Annotated in this window: 15 protein-coding genes; 2 read left to right on the forward strand and 13 right to left on the reverse strand. The window is 63.7% G+C overall.

Annotated elements, in window-relative coordinates; all coding sequences use genetic code 11:
* Positions 1-70: 70 nt before the first annotated feature.
* From Q1A53_RS17015 to Q1A53_RS17035, 5 genes are read right to left on the reverse strand one after another with little or no spacing between them, the layout of a single operon-like run.
* Positions 71-1,558, reverse strand: coding sequence for an AMP-binding protein (locus Q1A53_RS17015; RefSeq protein WP_299968838.1), 1,488 nt, complete (start codon positions 1,556-1,558; stop codon positions 71-73).
* Positions 1,555-2,958: an aldehyde dehydrogenase family protein gene (locus Q1A53_RS17020; protein WP_299968839.1), complete on the reverse strand. Its 1,404-nt coding sequence runs from the start codon at positions 2,956-2,958 to the stop codon at positions 1,555-1,557. Before Q1A53_RS17020 ends, Q1A53_RS17015 begins: the two co-directional genes overlap by 4 nt.
* A 54-nt stretch (positions 2,959-3,012) precedes the next feature.
* On the reverse strand, positions 3,013-3,984 hold the full coding sequence (locus Q1A53_RS17025; protein WP_299968840.1) for a tripartite tricarboxylate transporter substrate binding protein: 972 nt from the start codon (positions 3,982-3,984) through the stop codon (positions 3,013-3,015).
* Positions 3,985-4,022: 38 nt separating this feature from the next.
* Complete coding sequence (locus tag Q1A53_RS17030) at positions 4,023-4,487, reverse strand: tripartite tricarboxylate transporter TctB family protein (protein ID WP_299968841.1); 465 nt, start codon at positions 4,485-4,487, stop codon at positions 4,023-4,025.
* Positions 4,484-6,013 (reverse strand): tripartite tricarboxylate transporter permease, encoded by a 1,530-nt coding sequence (locus Q1A53_RS17035; protein WP_299968842.1) that lies wholly within the window; start codon positions 6,011-6,013, stop codon positions 4,484-4,486. The genes Q1A53_RS17030 and Q1A53_RS17035 overlap by 4 nt, the downstream gene beginning before the upstream one ends.
* Positions 6,014-6,112: 99 nt before the next feature.
* On the opposite strand from Q1A53_RS17035, the gene Q1A53_RS17040 reads away from it, so the two are divergent.
* Positions 6,113-7,144, forward strand: a complete 1,032-nt coding sequence (locus Q1A53_RS17040; protein ID WP_299968843.1) for a substrate-binding domain-containing protein — start codon at positions 6,113-6,115, stop codon at positions 7,142-7,144.
* 425 nt (positions 7,145-7,569) lie between these two features.
* Here Q1A53_RS17040 and Q1A53_RS17045 read toward each other — a convergent pair whose 3' ends face one another.
* Positions 7,570-8,295 (reverse strand): SDR family oxidoreductase, encoded by a 726-nt coding sequence (locus Q1A53_RS17045; RefSeq protein WP_299968844.1) that lies wholly within the window; start codon positions 8,293-8,295, stop codon positions 7,570-7,572.
* A gap of 87 nt (positions 8,296-8,382) precedes the next feature.
* Positions 8,383-9,192, reverse strand: coding sequence for a hypothetical protein (locus Q1A53_RS17050; protein ID WP_299968845.1), 810 nt, complete (start codon positions 9,190-9,192; stop codon positions 8,383-8,385).
* 287 nt (positions 9,193-9,479) lie between these two features.
* Between Q1A53_RS17050 and Q1A53_RS17055 the strand changes: the two genes are divergently transcribed.
* Complete coding sequence (locus Q1A53_RS17055) at positions 9,480-9,650, forward strand: hypothetical protein (protein WP_299968846.1); 171 nt, start codon at positions 9,480-9,482, stop codon at positions 9,648-9,650.
* Positions 9,651-9,938: 288 nt separating this feature from the next.
* On the opposite strand, the gene Q1A53_RS17060 is transcribed toward Q1A53_RS17055, so the two are convergent.
* The 6 genes from Q1A53_RS17060 to Q1A53_RS17085 are packed head-to-tail and all read right to left on the reverse strand — an operon-like array spanning position 9,939 to position 15,023.
* A complete protein-coding gene (locus Q1A53_RS17060) occupies positions 9,939-10,478 on the reverse strand; it encodes a hypothetical protein (RefSeq protein WP_299968847.1) in 540 nt (179 codons plus the stop codon).
* Positions 10,475-11,362: a hypothetical protein gene (locus tag Q1A53_RS17065; RefSeq protein WP_299968848.1), complete on the reverse strand. Its 888-nt coding sequence runs from the start codon at positions 11,360-11,362 to the stop codon at positions 10,475-10,477. Before Q1A53_RS17065 ends, Q1A53_RS17060 begins: the two co-directional genes overlap by 4 nt.
* Entirely contained in the window at positions 11,356-12,618 is a 1,263-nt protein-coding gene (locus tag Q1A53_RS17070) for a hypothetical protein (protein WP_299968849.1), read from the reverse strand. The genes Q1A53_RS17065 and Q1A53_RS17070 overlap by 7 nt, the downstream gene beginning before the upstream one ends.
* Positions 12,605-13,042 (reverse strand): hypothetical protein, encoded by a 438-nt coding sequence (locus tag Q1A53_RS17075; RefSeq protein WP_299968850.1) that lies wholly within the window; start codon positions 13,040-13,042, stop codon positions 12,605-12,607. The genes Q1A53_RS17070 and Q1A53_RS17075 overlap by 14 nt, the downstream gene beginning before the upstream one ends.
* Positions 13,039-14,178, reverse strand: coding sequence for a hypothetical protein (locus Q1A53_RS17080; protein WP_299968851.1), 1,140 nt, complete (start codon positions 14,176-14,178; stop codon positions 13,039-13,041). The genes Q1A53_RS17075 and Q1A53_RS17080 overlap by 4 nt, the downstream gene beginning before the upstream one ends.
* Positions 14,178-15,023 carry a SagB/ThcOx family dehydrogenase gene (locus Q1A53_RS17085; protein ID WP_299968852.1) on the reverse strand — a complete coding sequence of 282 codons (846 nt, stop codon included), beginning with the start codon at positions 15,021-15,023 and terminating at the stop codon, positions 14,178-14,180. Before Q1A53_RS17085 ends, Q1A53_RS17080 begins: the two co-directional genes overlap by 1 nt.

Consider the following 15,023-nt stretch of genomic DNA (forward strand, 5'->3'; position numbering starts at 1 on the left):
TCAGGTTGAAGGTCGGATGATTTGGAGACAGTCTTCGCTTTGCCTCGGGGTTTTGCCCACGCCGGGACCTTCACACCAAAGCGGCCAGTTTCAGCCTCTGGATCTTGCCGGATGGCCCCTTGGGCAGCTCGCTCAGAAAGTGGATGCAGTCGGGCGATTTGAACCTGCCGAGCCGTTCGTGACAGAGCGCGATGAGCGCTGCCTCCGACAGGACGGACCCGGGTTTGACCGCCACTGCCGCCTCCACCCGCTCCCCGTAGCTGGTGCAAGGTCGGGCAAAAGCAGCCGCTTCGATGATGTCGGGCTCGGAGTAGAGCACCTCGTCAATCTCGCGCGGGGCGATGTTCTCGCCTCCCTTGATGATCAGCTCCTTCAAGCGACCCGTGACAAAGACATACCCCTCCGCATCCATATGCCCCAGGTCACCGGTGCGCAGCCAGTCGCCCGCGAAGCTTTGGGCCGTGGCGTCGGGGTTGCGCAGGTATTCGATCATCACATTCGGACCCCGCACGGCGATTTCCCCTTCGGTCAGGGGCGGGGCGGGGTCAAGATCCCTGGTCAGAATGCGGATCTCGTTGCCATAGCCGGTTCCGGGCGAGCCGATCTTGCGGACACCGGGCGGCAGCGGGTTCGACAGGATCTGCGCGGCGGTTTCCGTCAGCCCCATCGTTTCGATCACCGGAACCTGAAAGCGGCTCTCAAACGCTGATTGCGTCTCCACCGCCAGCGCGGAGGAGGCCGACCGGCCAAAGCGCAACCGCTTGCGCGCGGCCTCGCTGGGGTTGGTGTCGCTGTGCAGCAGGTGGCTGATGATCGTCGGCACGACCGAGAACCACGTGACCTCTGCCGCGTCCGCCTGATCCCAGAACCGGCTGGCAGAGAACCGCGCCGTCATGGCCAGCGAGCCACCCGAGACCAGCGCGCCCATCATCGTCACACAGAGCCCGTTGATATGATAGATGGGCAGCACGCAAAAGCCGCGATCCTGCGGCGTCAGCGCGTGAGCCATCGCGGTGGTCCAACCCCCCGCCAGCAGGCTCGCGTGACTGTGCACCACACCCTTGGGCTGACCCGTCGTGCCGGAGGTATACATCAGGAGCGCATGCTGATCTGCACCAAAGGCGGGAATGTCCAGCCGGTGTTCGAGCATCGGCGCATCGAGGATTGTCAGGCGGTCGGGGGCGATGGCGCGGATCGCTTCGCACTGGTGATCGTGCACAAAGGCAAAGCGCGCCGCACTGTGATCCAGCGCATAGGCAATGGCGTCAGGGCCCGCCGCCAGGTTGATCATCGTCGCCCGGAACCCGCCATAAAGTGCCGCATAAACCGCCAGCACCCCGGCTCGCCCGTTGGGGTGGACGATGGCGACGCTCTCACCCTGCGCTATCCCCAGCCCAGTCAGCCCGCGCGCCATGTCACGGGCGGTATCGCGCAGATCGCGCCAGCTGAGCGCCTCACCCGTTTCGGGAAAGACGACCGCGATGCCATCACCGTCAGCGCGCGCATCCAGCCACTGCCGCACCGTCCCCTGCGGCGGCGTCTCCGGATCAAAGATCACTTGCCTGCCTCATCCCAATAATCCGCAAAGATGTCCTCGACACTGGGTTCATTGGCGGGGATTTCCCGCACGATCTTGGTCGTCTGCATGAAATGCCGCCAGTGCAGATTGGTGTCGATCGAGTTCCCGCCCCAGGACCCGCATCCCATGGAGAGCGAGAACGGCATCCCGTTGGTGAAGGAACCACCGGTCGCAAATGTATGCGCCTGATTGACGATGACCCGGCTGGTGGGGATCGCCTTGGCCAGCATCAGGGCCCGGTCCTGCGTTTGGGTATGCAGACCAACGGAATGGCCCGCACCCTGATGCAACTGGATATGCTGAGTGATCCGCAGGGCGTCATCGAAGTCCCGCGCGCGGTAGAGCGCCAGTACCCGGCTGAGCTTCTCTCCCGAGAGCGGATGCTCCGGCCCGATCCCGCGTGTCTCGACTGCAAGATAGGAGGTGCCCTCGGGCACCGCGCCCGTCAGCCCGAGCGCCGCGATCATTTCGGGCGCATCCTGCGCGATGACCTGCGGGTTCAGATGCCCTTTGACCCAGTGTTTGGCCGTTACCAGCCGCTCGTCCGTGATCAAGGCACCGCCGGTGCGGGACATCTCAGCCACGAAGGCATCATAGACGGCGTCCACCACCACGACCGCGTTTTCCGAGGAACAGGAGGTGGCGTTGTCGAACGTCTTGGACGCTTCGATTTTCTTCGCCGCAGCAGCCAGATCCGCGGTCTCATCCACGATCACCGCGACATTACCCGCACCCACCGCCAGGGCGGGTGTCCCGGAGGTATAGGCGCGTTTCACGTTGTTCTGGCTGCCGGTCACGACGAGCAGATCCGCGATCTCCAGCAGGCGTTGCGTCTTTTCCTTCGATCCGCGGCCCGGGATCATCTGCACCAGATCGCGGTCCACGCCTAGCTTGTCGAATTCCGCGTGTATGTAGCCCAGCAGCGCCTCACAGGTGGGCACCCCCTTGGGCGAGGGAGAGAGCACGATCGCGTTGCCGCATTTCAGCGCATTGATGATGTTGTTGGCGGGTGTCGCACCGGGATTGGTCGAGGGTACAACGGCACCGATCACGCCCATGGCGCGCGCGACCTCGGTGATGCCGGTAGCGGGATCATCGCGGATCACCCCAAAGGTCCGCGCTTGTTGAATGTCGCGCATCAGCCCCAGCGTCTTGCGGTGGTTCTTGGTGATCTTGTCAGCCACATTCCCAAGGCCGGTCGTTTCGACCGCAAGCTCCGCCAGATGGCGGTTGCGCGCGGGCTCCATGATGGCCCACCCCGCCGCCTGTGCCGCGCGGTCGTAAGCCTCTTGCGAGCCGCCCTGCTCAAACCGGTGCTGTGCTGCGCGGGCGCGGGCAACGATGGCTTCTACCTCTGCGATTGCGTCAACACTGTTCATGTCACTGTCCTGATAAGAAAGGCAGCGCCCGACACCTGGGCGCTACCTTTTGGTTTAGAGACCTGCCAGAAGCTCTTCGAGCGTTTTCTGACGGGCTGCCCACATCTCCAGTACCTCGTCGCGCGTCATGATCGCCATGGGCGAGCCACCGGCGGCCATCCGGCTTTGCACCCGCTGGTTTTCGAACATCGCCGGCACGGTCTCCGCCAGCTTGTCGATGATCCCCTGTGGGGTGCCCTTGGGCACCATCACGCCCCGGAAATTCACGGAGGCGTTGTCGATGTCAAAGCCCTGTTCCTGCATCGTGGGCACATCGGGCAGGAATTCCGCGTTCCGTTCCAGATCGAACACGCCGAGGATTTTGACATTGCCCGCCTGCTGCGCCCGGAACGCATCCGACAGGTTGTTGACACCGCCCAGAACGTCACCGGCGATCACCGCGCGCATGGCACCGGCACCGCCCGCGTTATTTGGGATGTAGGCCAGCTTGACCCCTGCCGCTTTCTCAAGCTGCAGCGCCGCGATGTGGTGGCCCACGAAGAGACCGGCCCCGGAGAAGGTCAGCCCGCCGGGATTCTCCTTGGCATAGGCAACAACATCCTCCATCGAGTTGAACGCGCTGTCCGCCCCCACCACGAAGACTGCCGGATCGGCACCCCAGTTGGCGATGGGCTCAAAGCTGTCAGCGGAATAGGACACGCCGCCCTCGATCGACTGTGCGATGAAGTGCGGGATATTGTAGGCGCCCAGCGTATAGCCGTCCGCCTCCGCCTCAGAGGCGAACCAGTTCCAGCCGACGCGCCCGCCTGCGCCGGGGCGGTTGACGATAGCGATCGGCATGCCCAGAGCGTCCTCATTTCCCGCCGTCATGGTAACGATGCGCGCCTGAAAATCGGTGGCACCCCCTGCGCCGTAGCTGACCATCATCATGACCGGCCGGTCGGGATAGTCCGCGTGACCGTCGGCAAAGGCCGATCCCGTCATCGCGGCCATGGCCAGCGCTGCTCCTGCAATCAAGTGTTTCATAGGTTCCTCCCTAGGGTTAAGTCCGCCGCTCTTGCGGTTCAGAAAAAGATCTCTCTCGGTGTGAAGACATTCAGCAGTTGCGCGAAAAGACCGTACATGACCGCCATGAAACCAGCGGTGATCAGGATCCGTTTGAGCCAGCTTTTGATGTCAGAATGCGGTGCCGGATCGTAGAGCGATAGCAGGACGAAAAACGCAGCACCCGTGGCGGTATAAAACCCGAGCGCCTTGGCGGCCCAGTAGATGTAGACGATCGCGACACCCAGCCCGGGCAGCATCCGGCGCAGAGCCACGCCACTGATCCCGTTGCCGACCTTTGTCCGGCCCAGCACCGCCTTGACGAAGGTCCAGACAGCCAGCACAGCAAAGACCGACGCGATGAGCCGCGGAAAGATGAACGCATCCGCGGGTTCCTGCGTAAAGCTGATATAGGCGATGCTGATGCCAATCGCAGCAATCAGTCCGGACGCCGCGATATGCTGGGTGCGGGGCAGATCGGTCATGACAGCGCCTCCTCCTTGGCGACCGCGTCGTCCTTGGTGGTATAGCGGCGGGCCGTGATCTCCATCCAGACCGAATAGCTGACCGAGGCCAGGACGATCAGGATCAGCAGCCAGTTCAGCCAGCCGGTGAAGAAATAGGCGCCCGTGCCCACGGTGGCATTTGCGATCATTGAGCCCTGGATGAAGTTCGCCTCTGCAATGGGCCCGAGGATCAGGCCGAGAACCAGCGGGGCCGCCGAAAAGCCGAAGCGTTCGAGAAAATACATCGCGATCCCAAGTGTGGCCATGACATAGACGTCACCCATGGAGTTCTGCACCGAGTAGCTGCCAAAGACGGCAAGGCCCAGCACGGTTGCGGCCATAACCGCATGGGGCACCCGGGCGACGCTGGCGGCGAGCCCCGCGATGTAGAGCCCGAGCACACACATCAGGATCTGGCCTATGAGCATGGAGTTGATGAAGGTCCAGGCCACCTGCGGGTAGTTCATGAAGAGATCCGGGCCGGGAAAGATCCCGTGGATCAAGAGCCCGCCCAGCAGCACCGCAGCCGTCGGCGAGCCCGGGATCGATAGCGTGAGCAGGGGCACCAGCGACGGGCCCACCATGGCGTTATTGGCGCTTTCCGCCGCGATCACGCCTTCGCTGTGGCCGGTCCCGAACTTCTCGCTCTCCCGGCTGAATTTCTTGGACTGGTCATAGGCCACAAGCCCCGCGATCTGCCCGCCTACGCCGGGGATCAGCCCGATGATCGACCCGGTGAGTGTCCCGATGGCAAGGGCCGTCTTGCGCCTGAACACCTCGATAAAGGCCAGCCGGATGGGGTGTCGCTCGACGCTGATCACCTCGGCATCCTCGCTGGAGCGACCCTTGGTGAACATGGTGATCACCTGCGGGATGGCAAAGAGCCCGATCAGGGCCGGTATCACGTTGATGCCGCCGCTGACCGACGGGTGAAAGATGAACCGCTGCGCCCCCATGATGTCGTCAAACCCGATGGTGGCGAGCCACAGCCCGATGCAGCCCGACAGCAACCCCTTGACCACCGAACTGGAATCAAGCGTGCCGATCACGGTCACCCCCAGAATGGCTAGCCAGAAAAGATGCGACGGCCCGAAGGCCAGCGCCCACCCGGCCAGAACCGGTGTCAGAAAGATCAACAGGAACACACCGAAGAGGCCCCCCACGGCGGAGGCCAGAAACGACAGCTGTAGGGCCTTGGCCCCTTCGCCCTTGGTGGCCATCGTATGCCCGTCCAGTGTCGTGGCGATATTGGCGGGCGCACCCGGGATCTTGAGCAGGATGGCACTCACAGCACCCCCCGCCACGGTGGAGGTATAGGCGGCCCCCAGCAGGATCAGCCCCTGCTGCGGTTCCAGCTTGAAGGTAAAGGGGATGAGCAGCGCCACCGCCATGGTCGGTGACAGACCCGGCGTTGCCCCCAGGATCAACCCGCCGACGGTGCCAAGCAGCAGCAGGCCGAAGTTTATGGGCGTGAACACATCGCCGAGGTAGAACAGAAACTCCATCCGGCCCAACTCCTCCCAAACTCAGGCTTGACGTCTTACGCTAAGCGATGAAAATAGTTTTGCAAATGTTTTCATAAATCCCGCAAACCCGTGTGTTAAATGGCTGATAAAAATCCGAAAAAAGCGGATATCATCACGGTGGCCAAGGCCGCCCGGGTATCTGCCTCAACGGTGTCGCGATACTTCAACCACCCCGATTTGCTCAAACCGGCGACGCGCAAAAGGATCGATACTGCGGTCCGGCGCACGGGCTACATCCGTAACCGCGCGGCACAAACCATCCACGGGATCCGGTCAGGCACCATTGGCGTGCTGATCCCGACGCTCGATCACGCGATCTTTGCCGAAGTGGTACAAGCATTCTCGGACACGGTCGCGGCACAGGGGTTCACGATCCTGCTGGCTTCGCACGGATATGACCTGCAGCGCGAATACGCGATCCTGCGCAAGTTTCTCGAACACCGGGTCGACGGTGTGGTGCTGACCGGGCTGGATCATGACGAGGCCGTGTTTCAATTGATCGACAGCCAAAGGATCCCCTGCGTGCTGATGTGGAACTATTCGAAGGGCGCGCGCTACCCTGCGATTGGCGCGGACAACGCGCTGGCAGGCAGGCTGATCGCCGAGCATGTGCTGTCGCTCGGTCACAAAAAGATCGCATGTATGTTCGCGCCAACCGAAGGAAACGACCGGGCGCTGGCGCGGCGCGACACTGTCATGAACACACTGCGCGCGTCGGGCATCGAGGTCCCGGAGCATTGGGCGCTGCAGACCCGCTACAGCATTTCTGATTCCAAACAGGACGCGCGGCGGCTTTTTTCGCGCGAGATACTGCCCACCGCCGTGATCTGCGGGAACGACATTCTGGCGACCGGTGCAATGCTCGGTGCAGTGTCCTGCGGATTGCGTGTGCCGGACGATGTGTCGATTGTGGGGATCGGTGACTTCAAAGGATCCTCCGAGTTTGAACCCGCACTGACAACTGTACGGCTTCCGGCGCGCCGGATCGGGCAGGAAGCAGGCCGGCAACTGGCGGCCACCATAGTGCAGACGGACGAACAGCCCGGTACCAGCCTGCACTGCACACCTGAGTTGATCGTGCGCCGTTCAAGCGCGCCGCCGCGCCCCTGAGCAAACGGATTTGACGTCCTTGGTAACGACCCGCAACGGTCTTGCAGACCTTCCACATCGGGGAGACCGCCTCTTCACCCGAAGGGCTTCTATCGACACATTTTACTTTGTGCATATCGGTGAGAAGACACTGACCATCATTGCCCGCTCGTTGAAGACCTGAGGTCAGCATGGCTCGGTTCAAGACAATCACCCGTAAGAAACCCCGTCCCGATGGCACGGGGCCTTACCGCCTGATGGGTATCCGCATCATGGGTCTTTGCATCTCCGGCCAGACATCGGGCTAGATGCTCCGCGTGAACCGTCACGCTAGTAGATCTGCATCCTCGCGTGACCGAAGTGTTGTGCCGCGATGCGAGGCTTTTGACCCTGAATCATGACGCGGCCCAACCCGCGCGCGGATCGACAGCAGAGGTAAACCGCAGTCAGATATGCTGGCCGCCGTTGATTTCGATCTCGGTGCCGGTCACATAGGACGCCTTGTCCGAGCAGAGGAAATAGATCACATCGGCGACTTCTTCCGTCTGCCCGATGCGGCGCAGGGGCAGGCCTGCAACGATCTCATCCGTTCCCGGCGACAGGATGGAGGTTTCAATCTCGCCCGGTGCAATGGCATTCACCCGAACACCGCGCGGTCCGAAATCATGGGCCATCTCGCGTGTCAGCGCTGCCAGCGCGGCCTTTGAGGTTGCATAGGCCGCACCCGCAAAGGGATGCACCCGGGAGCCTGCAATCGACGTCACATTCACCACCGCCCCGCCTGCCTCGGCCAGTTCTTCAATCAAACCGCGCGCCAGCACGATCGGGGCAAAGAAATTGACGTGAAAGACCTTCCCCCATGTCATCAGATCCGTATCCAGCGTGTTCAGCCGCCCGCCCTGCGCGCTTTTGGGCGAAATGCCCGCATTGCTCACCAACCCATGCAAGGGGCCGTCCAGACGTTCGCGGATCACCTCGACCGCGTTGATCGTTTCGGCCGGATCGGACAGATCCAGCTGGATGTGGTTATCCTCGCCCCCGGGCCAGGGGCAGTTCGCGTCGAAGGGTTGACGCGAACAGGTGATCACCCGCCACCCTTCGCTGGAGAATTTCTTGACGGTCGAATGACCGATACCGCGGCTTGCGCCCGTCAACAGGAGTGTCTTGGACATCAAAGGGGCTCCGTGCTGTAAAGGGTTTGTGCCAGTAGACAGCACCGGTGACGCAACGCAATGCCCGATGCAGAGATTGACCGGAAATCATTGCGGAGGGCGGTGCGGCCCTGCCAGATCCCGTGCGACGGCGGCAGCACTCTTGCGGTTTTCCTGAAACAGGCTGGCCGCGGTAGCGAGGTTTCGGACCTGCAGCAGGATCAGGACAATGAGAACCAGCGCCGCGAGGGCATCTCGGTCCGCCACAAGACCGCTGGCCACGAACACGAGCGCGATCATCGTGAGCATAAAGAGCAGACCCAGTGTTGCGTCAATGACGACAAAGCGCAGATAGCACTGCCTGTAGGTGCCGAGTCGCGCCAACCGGTCGGACAGGGGCGCTGCGTGACCGTCCAGCAGCATGTTGCGCGCGCTGCGCACCCGTCCGATCATCCGACCACGCCAGCGCACGTAGACAAGCAGCGGTGCCGCCGCCAGCGCGACGCCACCGATCACCAGCACCGAAGAGACCGGATCCAGACGGTAGAGCTGGATCAGGTAGATCAGGCTCGCAAAAGTCTGCCCCGGCACAAAGACGTAGAACCCGATCACACCCACTGCGAGGGTCACGTCGTTGTTGGCACGGGAGGCGGGAATCCCGGGGATCTCCATCAGGCGCGCGCGCAGGTCGATGTCCACCTTGGCGCTGGCGTAGTTCGACAGGAACCCCGTGGCATAGGCCGCCAGCACACCCGCGGCGAAAATCAGCGCAAAAGCGGAGGCTACGGTGCCTCCCTCCTGCCCGGTACGCAGCATTGACAGCCCAAAGAGGTTGATCGCGACCGTCACGATTTGCAGCACCGCACCGGCGATGATTTCAACCCAAACGCTCCGGGTGATTGTCTGTGCGAATGACACCGCAGCGCCTCTCCTGTCCGCTCATTGGGTTAAGAGTATCGCGCCAGAACACCGGTGGACGGGCCCTCCGAATGATGAGCGGCAGCCCGCAGACGCGGCGGCGGTTGAGCAGCGGTAATCTGCCGGGCGGAAAGCGCCTTGTGACGGCGGCAACCGACCGCCAACCGGCACCGCGGTAACGGGCCGGAACACGCCGCTTGCGTCCTCAGAAAGCGCTTTTTTAAGCCTCCGCACGACCAATGGGTAGACTGGCGACGCGTCCCCGAAAGCTGCCAAAACGGGCCTTCATGCCAATCGCCTATGCCCTCACCGCCACTCTCGTTCTCGCTCTTTTCGTGTCGTTTTCAGCGGCCCTGACGGACGCCGTCCGGGATCGCGCCGCGCACACCGCTGCGTGCAACATCCTGCCGTCGCTGTCAGCGCAGACGCGGCTTTCCTGCGCTGGCGGCGCCAACTGATGCGGCTGCATCCCGCGCGGGACCGACCGTGTGTGGACCGCGATGTCCTGCCGTTCATGAGGCGTATCGCAAAAGAGCGCTATCCCCATCTTGCCTTTGATGAGGTCCGCGCGCGGACCTGGCTGTTCAGCTTTCACACTCCTGATGACCGTGCCGAGTTGCACTGGTTTGCACCCGACGTATTGATTGCACTCCGGAAGGAGCGGTTTTCAGTCACTTGCACCACGATCTGGCGGGCCAGCGTCTTTGCGACAGAGACCACCGAGGTGACAGGGATCCTGTCCGGGATCATGAAGGATCGTGACGCGCCGATATGCCTGCTTTGCGAGCGGGAGACCGGGGGTGTTTTCCTTGGCCATCAGTATCTTCTGAGCGCATCAGATACGTGCGCTGAACCGGCCTGAACCCAAAGGCGCGCAGCAGACGGTCCGAGGACTGCAGCCGCACACCGGAGGACACACCGAACTCCACCGCATCTACCCGGTGGCTGTGCGCCCAGGTCAGGAAGCTGCGGATCAATCGGGGGCCGGTCAGGCTGCCCGCGCGCTGATGTGTCACGAAGGTAAAGACGTTGATGGCGCGTCGACCCAGAACCCAGTCAAGATCGTCTATCTCTGCGACCATCACACCGCAGACGGCAGTATCGCGACCCCGCGCGATCACACCCAGCCGGGGCTTGTCCTGATCGTATATCACCCGCCGAGCCATGGCCTCGACGGCAGCGGGATCCAGCCCAAAGGCCTGCCATTCGGATTCCTCCAGCATCTCCCGTGCCGCTTGTGTAACATCGGCAATATCAGCGGGCTTGAGCGGGCAAAGCGACGTCACGGCGTACACCAGAGCGTGCCGTCCGCCTCGATTTCGCGCGGTTTCACCGGGCATCGGGCATTGGCCTGCCAGCTTAACCGATGGATGATCCCATCGGTCGGCATCCCAGCCAACAGCGCTGGCACGTCTCCGGCCCTGGGGCGACCAACGATCCCGACACTGCCGTCCTGGCTCAGCACCATCTGCCGCGCACCGCGACACAAGGAGAGACCCCGCGTGCCATCGGATAAATGGGCGGGCGAGACCTGCCACCCGTCAAGCTCCAGCTGCACCGCCAGTGCGAATGTCTCGCGCGGCTCAGACAGCGCCTGGATCCAGACCGCCTCCCCGACCTCTTCCCATCGCGGCCATACTGTCCGGGGCCGCGGGGGCAGCGGGTAGACCGGGACTGCGGTGTATCTGTCCCCCTGCCGCGTGGCGCGGAATGTCATGCTCTCGCCCGCGAGCCGGAGCGCGAAATAGGCGTGATCCGCCGTGATCGGCGGCACGGCAGCTGTCGCCGGTGCCAGATGGACCTCGAGCGTCTGCGCGCCCTGCCGCGGTGCTGCCGTGAGCATGGCGGTGATCAGCGGATCCTCCGCTCCAATATTGGCCGCGCTGCCAAACTCTTGCGTCCAGAGGGCAGCGCCCAGCCAGACAGCCCATTCGAAGTTCACCGGACCGTCGCGGGCACAGGATGCAACAGGGCGCGACAGTTCATAGAGCGCGTGGATCTGCGCCCGCGTCTCCGCTCGGGACCGCCTGAACCGGTGCAACAGATCCTTGAGCGCGGGGGGCACGGGCTGCTGCAACCGATGTTCGATTTGCGCGATCCGGTCCTGTCGCAGCGCGGTCTCATAGTCAGCGGCATCAAAGACCGGGTGGGTTTGGGTCGCGCCTAGCATCCCAGATGAAGCTGCATTTCCGCAACCGACGCGGACATTGCCAGCGCATCCAGCTCCCGGCACCGAAAGGCACGGTAGGCGGGGGCAAAACGCGGGTGCGCACCCGCCGCCTCCAGCACAGGGCCCAAGGCGTCCATCGCCTGATCAAGCAAGGGCCGCATGGCCAGCACCGGCGCATAGTCAGGCACAGGCATCGGCTCGGGCGCGCGCAGAAAGAGGCTGGCCAGGATCACGGTCAGCATCGCGTAAGGGTCGCCTGACGCATCGGGAAAACGCAGCTCGATCCGCCCCACATCTCCGCCGCCAGCGTGGATCAGACGGATCAACGCCCGTCGGTCCGCGTATCCCGCAACTGGACGACCGCCAAGCCCCTGCCGCATCATCCACAATCGTCTCAGCCCGGAGGGTGACGGGGTGCAGAACGCCGACAGGCTGGGGATGGCGGCCGCGAGCGTCCGCAGGATCCGCCGCCCCTCATCCGAGCGTCTGCCGCCGGTGTAGAGCATATCCTGCCCCGCACGACCGGCGGAGATATGGACATGCAGCCCGCTGCCGGGGCACCAGGACAAGGGCAGCGGCATGAAGCTGGCGGTCAGCCCGTCGTGATCCGCCATCTCGTGTGTCGTGAGTTTCAGGACCGATAGCGCATCACAGGCCGCCACCGGCGGTTGCGGCGCCAGCGCGATTTCCTGCTGGCCGGGACCCGCTTCGTGATCGTGATGTGTCACGCCGACACCGCGCGCCGCCAATTGCTGCACGATCCGGCGACGCAGCTTTGCGTGCCGGTCAAAAGGCGGGGGCCGAAACTGCATCCGCGGATAGCCGACCCGGTAGGGTTGCGGATCTGCGGCGTCACGCAGAACCATATCGACGCTCTCCAGCCGGACCCGGCTGTGGCTGAGACCTGTCTCCACCTCCGCCTTCTCAAAGATGTAGAATTCTGCCTCCAGACCGATGCGCAGCTCGATCCCCTGATCGGCCAGCAAACCGGTCACCCGACCGAGCATCGCCCGGCTGTCGAACCACGCAGGAGAGCCGTGGCGGGCGTGGGTGATGGTGCCGAACGCCAGCTCTGCCGTGGCCCCGAAGCTTGCGGCCGCGTCGGGGTGAAAGACAAGATCGCTGTGCTGAGGGCGGCACCATTCAGGCAGAACGGAGCCTGAGAAACTGCCGGAGCTTTTCTGCGGTATGGTGCAGATCCGGCCCGCCATGTCGGTAAACACGAACGCAGGCTCCGGCGCATCATCCCCCATCATCGCCGAGCGGTTCGGGGCGCAGCACAACGCGGAACGGGCGTTCGGCATCCTGGGTATAGAACAGGCCGAAAAGCGTATTCTGCGCATCCGGTTCCAGGACGATCATGTTGTGCTCTCCCATCCAGATGATGAGCTCTCCGCCCACTTCGCGGCAGGGAGTGATCGTCTCGCCCGCTTGCTCCACCAGCACATTTTCACCCCATGACACATACGCCATGCAGCCGCCTGCATCGTCAGGTTGCAGAGCAAAGACCACGTCGAGCGTTCCTTCCCATTTACCCTGCCACAGCCCCGCAAAGTCGGCGAACTGCGGTGCGACCTCCTGCGCGACCGTCTCTGGCCGCGGCGCAGGTGCAAGCGTGTCCGCCCCATCACTTGCCCAGACACCCGTTGCCGACAAACACAAGATGAGCAGCCATCTCATGAGGTGCGGACCGTCGCAGTAAGGGACAGCGCCGTGCCGTCCGCAGTAGGCTCGCCCGTCCGGATGGAGAGATCACCCGGGGCGGGGCGCAAAACCGCCGTCCAGCGCGCGATCAGGCGGTCCAGCTCGGCGGAGGCCGCCTCGGCGCTGCCCTGCACCAGCACACCGTCGCGGTCGGTGATCGTGACAGCGCCGCCCGGATAGGTCGTGCCATAAGCCCAGCCGGGCGTGGGCTTTCCTGTCGCCGGGTCGGGCCTGCGGGTGAAAAAACCGGTGTCTTCCGTCGCAGCCACAAAGGACCGCAGACCAAAGCCCGGATCCGGCAGACGGGCAATGCGCGCGCTCAACGTCTCGCTACGGGGGCCGGGGTGCGACAGTCTGGTGGCGTCACGCCAGTCCGGCAGCAGGGCCGCCACGCTGAACACGCCCGACGCAGGGACAAAAAGCGTCGGCAACTGGGACATCACCTGTCCCGAGCGGTTCAGCATCAGCGACGCGTTCACCGCATGCGCCATGGTCACCGGCAACAACAGTACGCCCTCGGGGCTCAGTGCGTCCAGCATGACGCGCGGCACCCGGTCAAACGCGGCTGTCGCCACGATCCTGTCCTGCGGTGGCAGACCCGGCAGCACGTCGTTGAAGTCACCTTCGTGCAACACCAGGTTCCGGGGGCCGATCCGGGCCTGCCGGGCAGCCGCGGCGCGTGCAACCTCCGGCAAAATCTCGATGCCATGCACGATGCCCTCGGTGCCCACACGTCGCGCCATCATGGCAGCCATCCAGCCGCAACCCGATCCGATCTCCGTGACATGGTGCCCGGGCTGCAAATCCAGGAGAGAGATGAATTTCAATACGATCGACGGTGCCGATATGGTCGACACCGGCAGCCCCACATTATCGTAGGCCAGCACGAGCGGCGCGTCGCTCCATACCTCTTTGGACTGCTGCGGACTGGCGTCAAAGCTCTTGAAACGCGGCGCGCCCATCACGGCGTAGCGATCCGCGTATCGTTCGCGCGGCACCTCCCGGAGCAGCGACAGCAGTTCCTCATCCTCGGCCAGTTCGGGGAATTGTCGCAGGATCTGACGGACCAGCCCGTCCATCAGCGCGGTGCTGTCCTCTGCCGCGAGCGTCATCAGACGGGCGTCTTTTCATCAGTGGCGCCCAGCAGGATGCAGCCGATCACCGTCTCGTCCACGCCGTTGACGCCCAGGATCGCGTTGATCTCATCGTCGATATAGCCGCCCCAACAGAGGCTCGCCAATCCTTCGGCTGTGGCGGCATCCAGCAGGCATTGTGCCGCGCAGCCCGCCTCCGTCAGGGCAAACCTGTAGCCGCGCGCGCCATATTTCGCGGTGCTGCGCTGGTGGATCACCGTTTGCAACACGACAGCCGCCGGTGTGCCCAGCCGGTCCTGATCTGTCGCCAGCACGCCAAAAAGCCGCTGGGGGGAGAGCCCGGTGGCAACCTGTGCCAGCGCACCACGATGCGGATCAACGTACCAGGCGTCAAACGCCGTCCCGGTCTGGCCCGGCAGCAGCGCATAATGCTCCACCGGGAACAGACCACCCGCCGACGGATACCGCCCGAGCGCATAGACCACATCCTCCAGCGCGGCGGCCTGTCTGCGCCGGTCCCGGCGCAGTGCGGTGGCAAGGGTACGCTCCACTGCACCCAGATGCTGCGCCGAATAGGCCGGGAAGCGGCGCGCGGACTCGCGCAGCCCCGCCTCACCCGCCGCTGGCGGCAACGGGCGCGATGGCGCATCAAGATAAACCTTGTATCCATGCGCCCCGGCCCTCACCGTGGCCTCGTTGCGCAGATGCGGGATGATCCGGTACCTGTGCGCGCGGATGTTGCTCTGCCGCAGCTTTGTGTTCTCCGCAAACAACTCCACCAGATCGTGACCGTCGCGCTCCATACCCGCGATGCGGATCGTGGGGGTCACACTCGACAGGGGCAGACGCTCGGTGAGGGACAT

Source organism: uncultured Roseobacter sp., from assembly GCF_947496515.1.
Taxonomy (GTDB): Bacteria; Pseudomonadota; Alphaproteobacteria; order Rhodobacterales; family Rhodobacteraceae; genus Roseobacter.

Excerpts from the sequence above, each read along its gene's own strand:
- Q1A53_RS17020 (WP_299968839.1), bottom strand. The coding sequence starts at position 2,958 with ATGAACAGTGTTGACGCAATCGCAGAGGTAGAAGCCATCGTTGCCCGC.
- Q1A53_RS17025 (WP_299968840.1), bottom strand. The coding sequence starts at position 3,984 with ATGAAACACTTGATTGCAGGAGCAGCGCTGGCCATGGCCGCGATGACG.
- Q1A53_RS17030 (WP_299968841.1), bottom strand. The coding sequence starts at position 4,487 with ATGACCGATCTGCCCCGCACCCAGCATATCGCGGCGTCCGGACTGATT.
- Q1A53_RS17035 (WP_299968842.1), bottom strand. The coding sequence starts at position 6,013 with ATGGAGTTTCTGTTCTACCTCGGCGATGTGTTCACGCCCATAAACTTC.
- Q1A53_RS17040 (WP_299968843.1), top strand. The coding sequence starts at position 6,113 with ATGGCTGATAAAAATCCGAAAAAAGCGGATATCATCACGGTGGCCAAG.
- Q1A53_RS17045 (WP_299968844.1), bottom strand. The coding sequence starts at position 8,295 with ATGTCCAAGACACTCCTGTTGACGGGCGCAAGCCGCGGTATCGGTCAT.
- Q1A53_RS17055 (WP_299968846.1), top strand. The coding sequence starts at position 9,480 with ATGCCAATCGCCTATGCCCTCACCGCCACTCTCGTTCTCGCTCTTTTC.
- Q1A53_RS17065 (WP_299968848.1), bottom strand. The coding sequence starts at position 11,362 with ATGCTAGGCGCGACCCAAACCCACCCGGTCTTTGATGCCGCTGACTAT.
- Q1A53_RS17070 (WP_299968849.1), bottom strand. The coding sequence starts at position 12,618 with ATGATGGGGGATGATGCGCCGGAGCCTGCGTTCGTGTTTACCGACATG.
- Q1A53_RS17075 (WP_299968850.1), bottom strand. The coding sequence starts at position 13,042 with ATGAGATGGCTGCTCATCTTGTGTTTGTCGGCAACGGGTGTCTGGGCA.
- Q1A53_RS17080 (WP_299968851.1), bottom strand. The coding sequence starts at position 14,178 with ATGACGCTCGCGGCAGAGGACAGCACCGCGCTGATGGACGGGCTGGTC.
- Q1A53_RS17085 (WP_299968852.1), bottom strand. The coding sequence starts at position 15,023 with ATGTCCCTCACCGAGCGTCTGCCCCTGTCGAGTGTGACCCCCACGATC.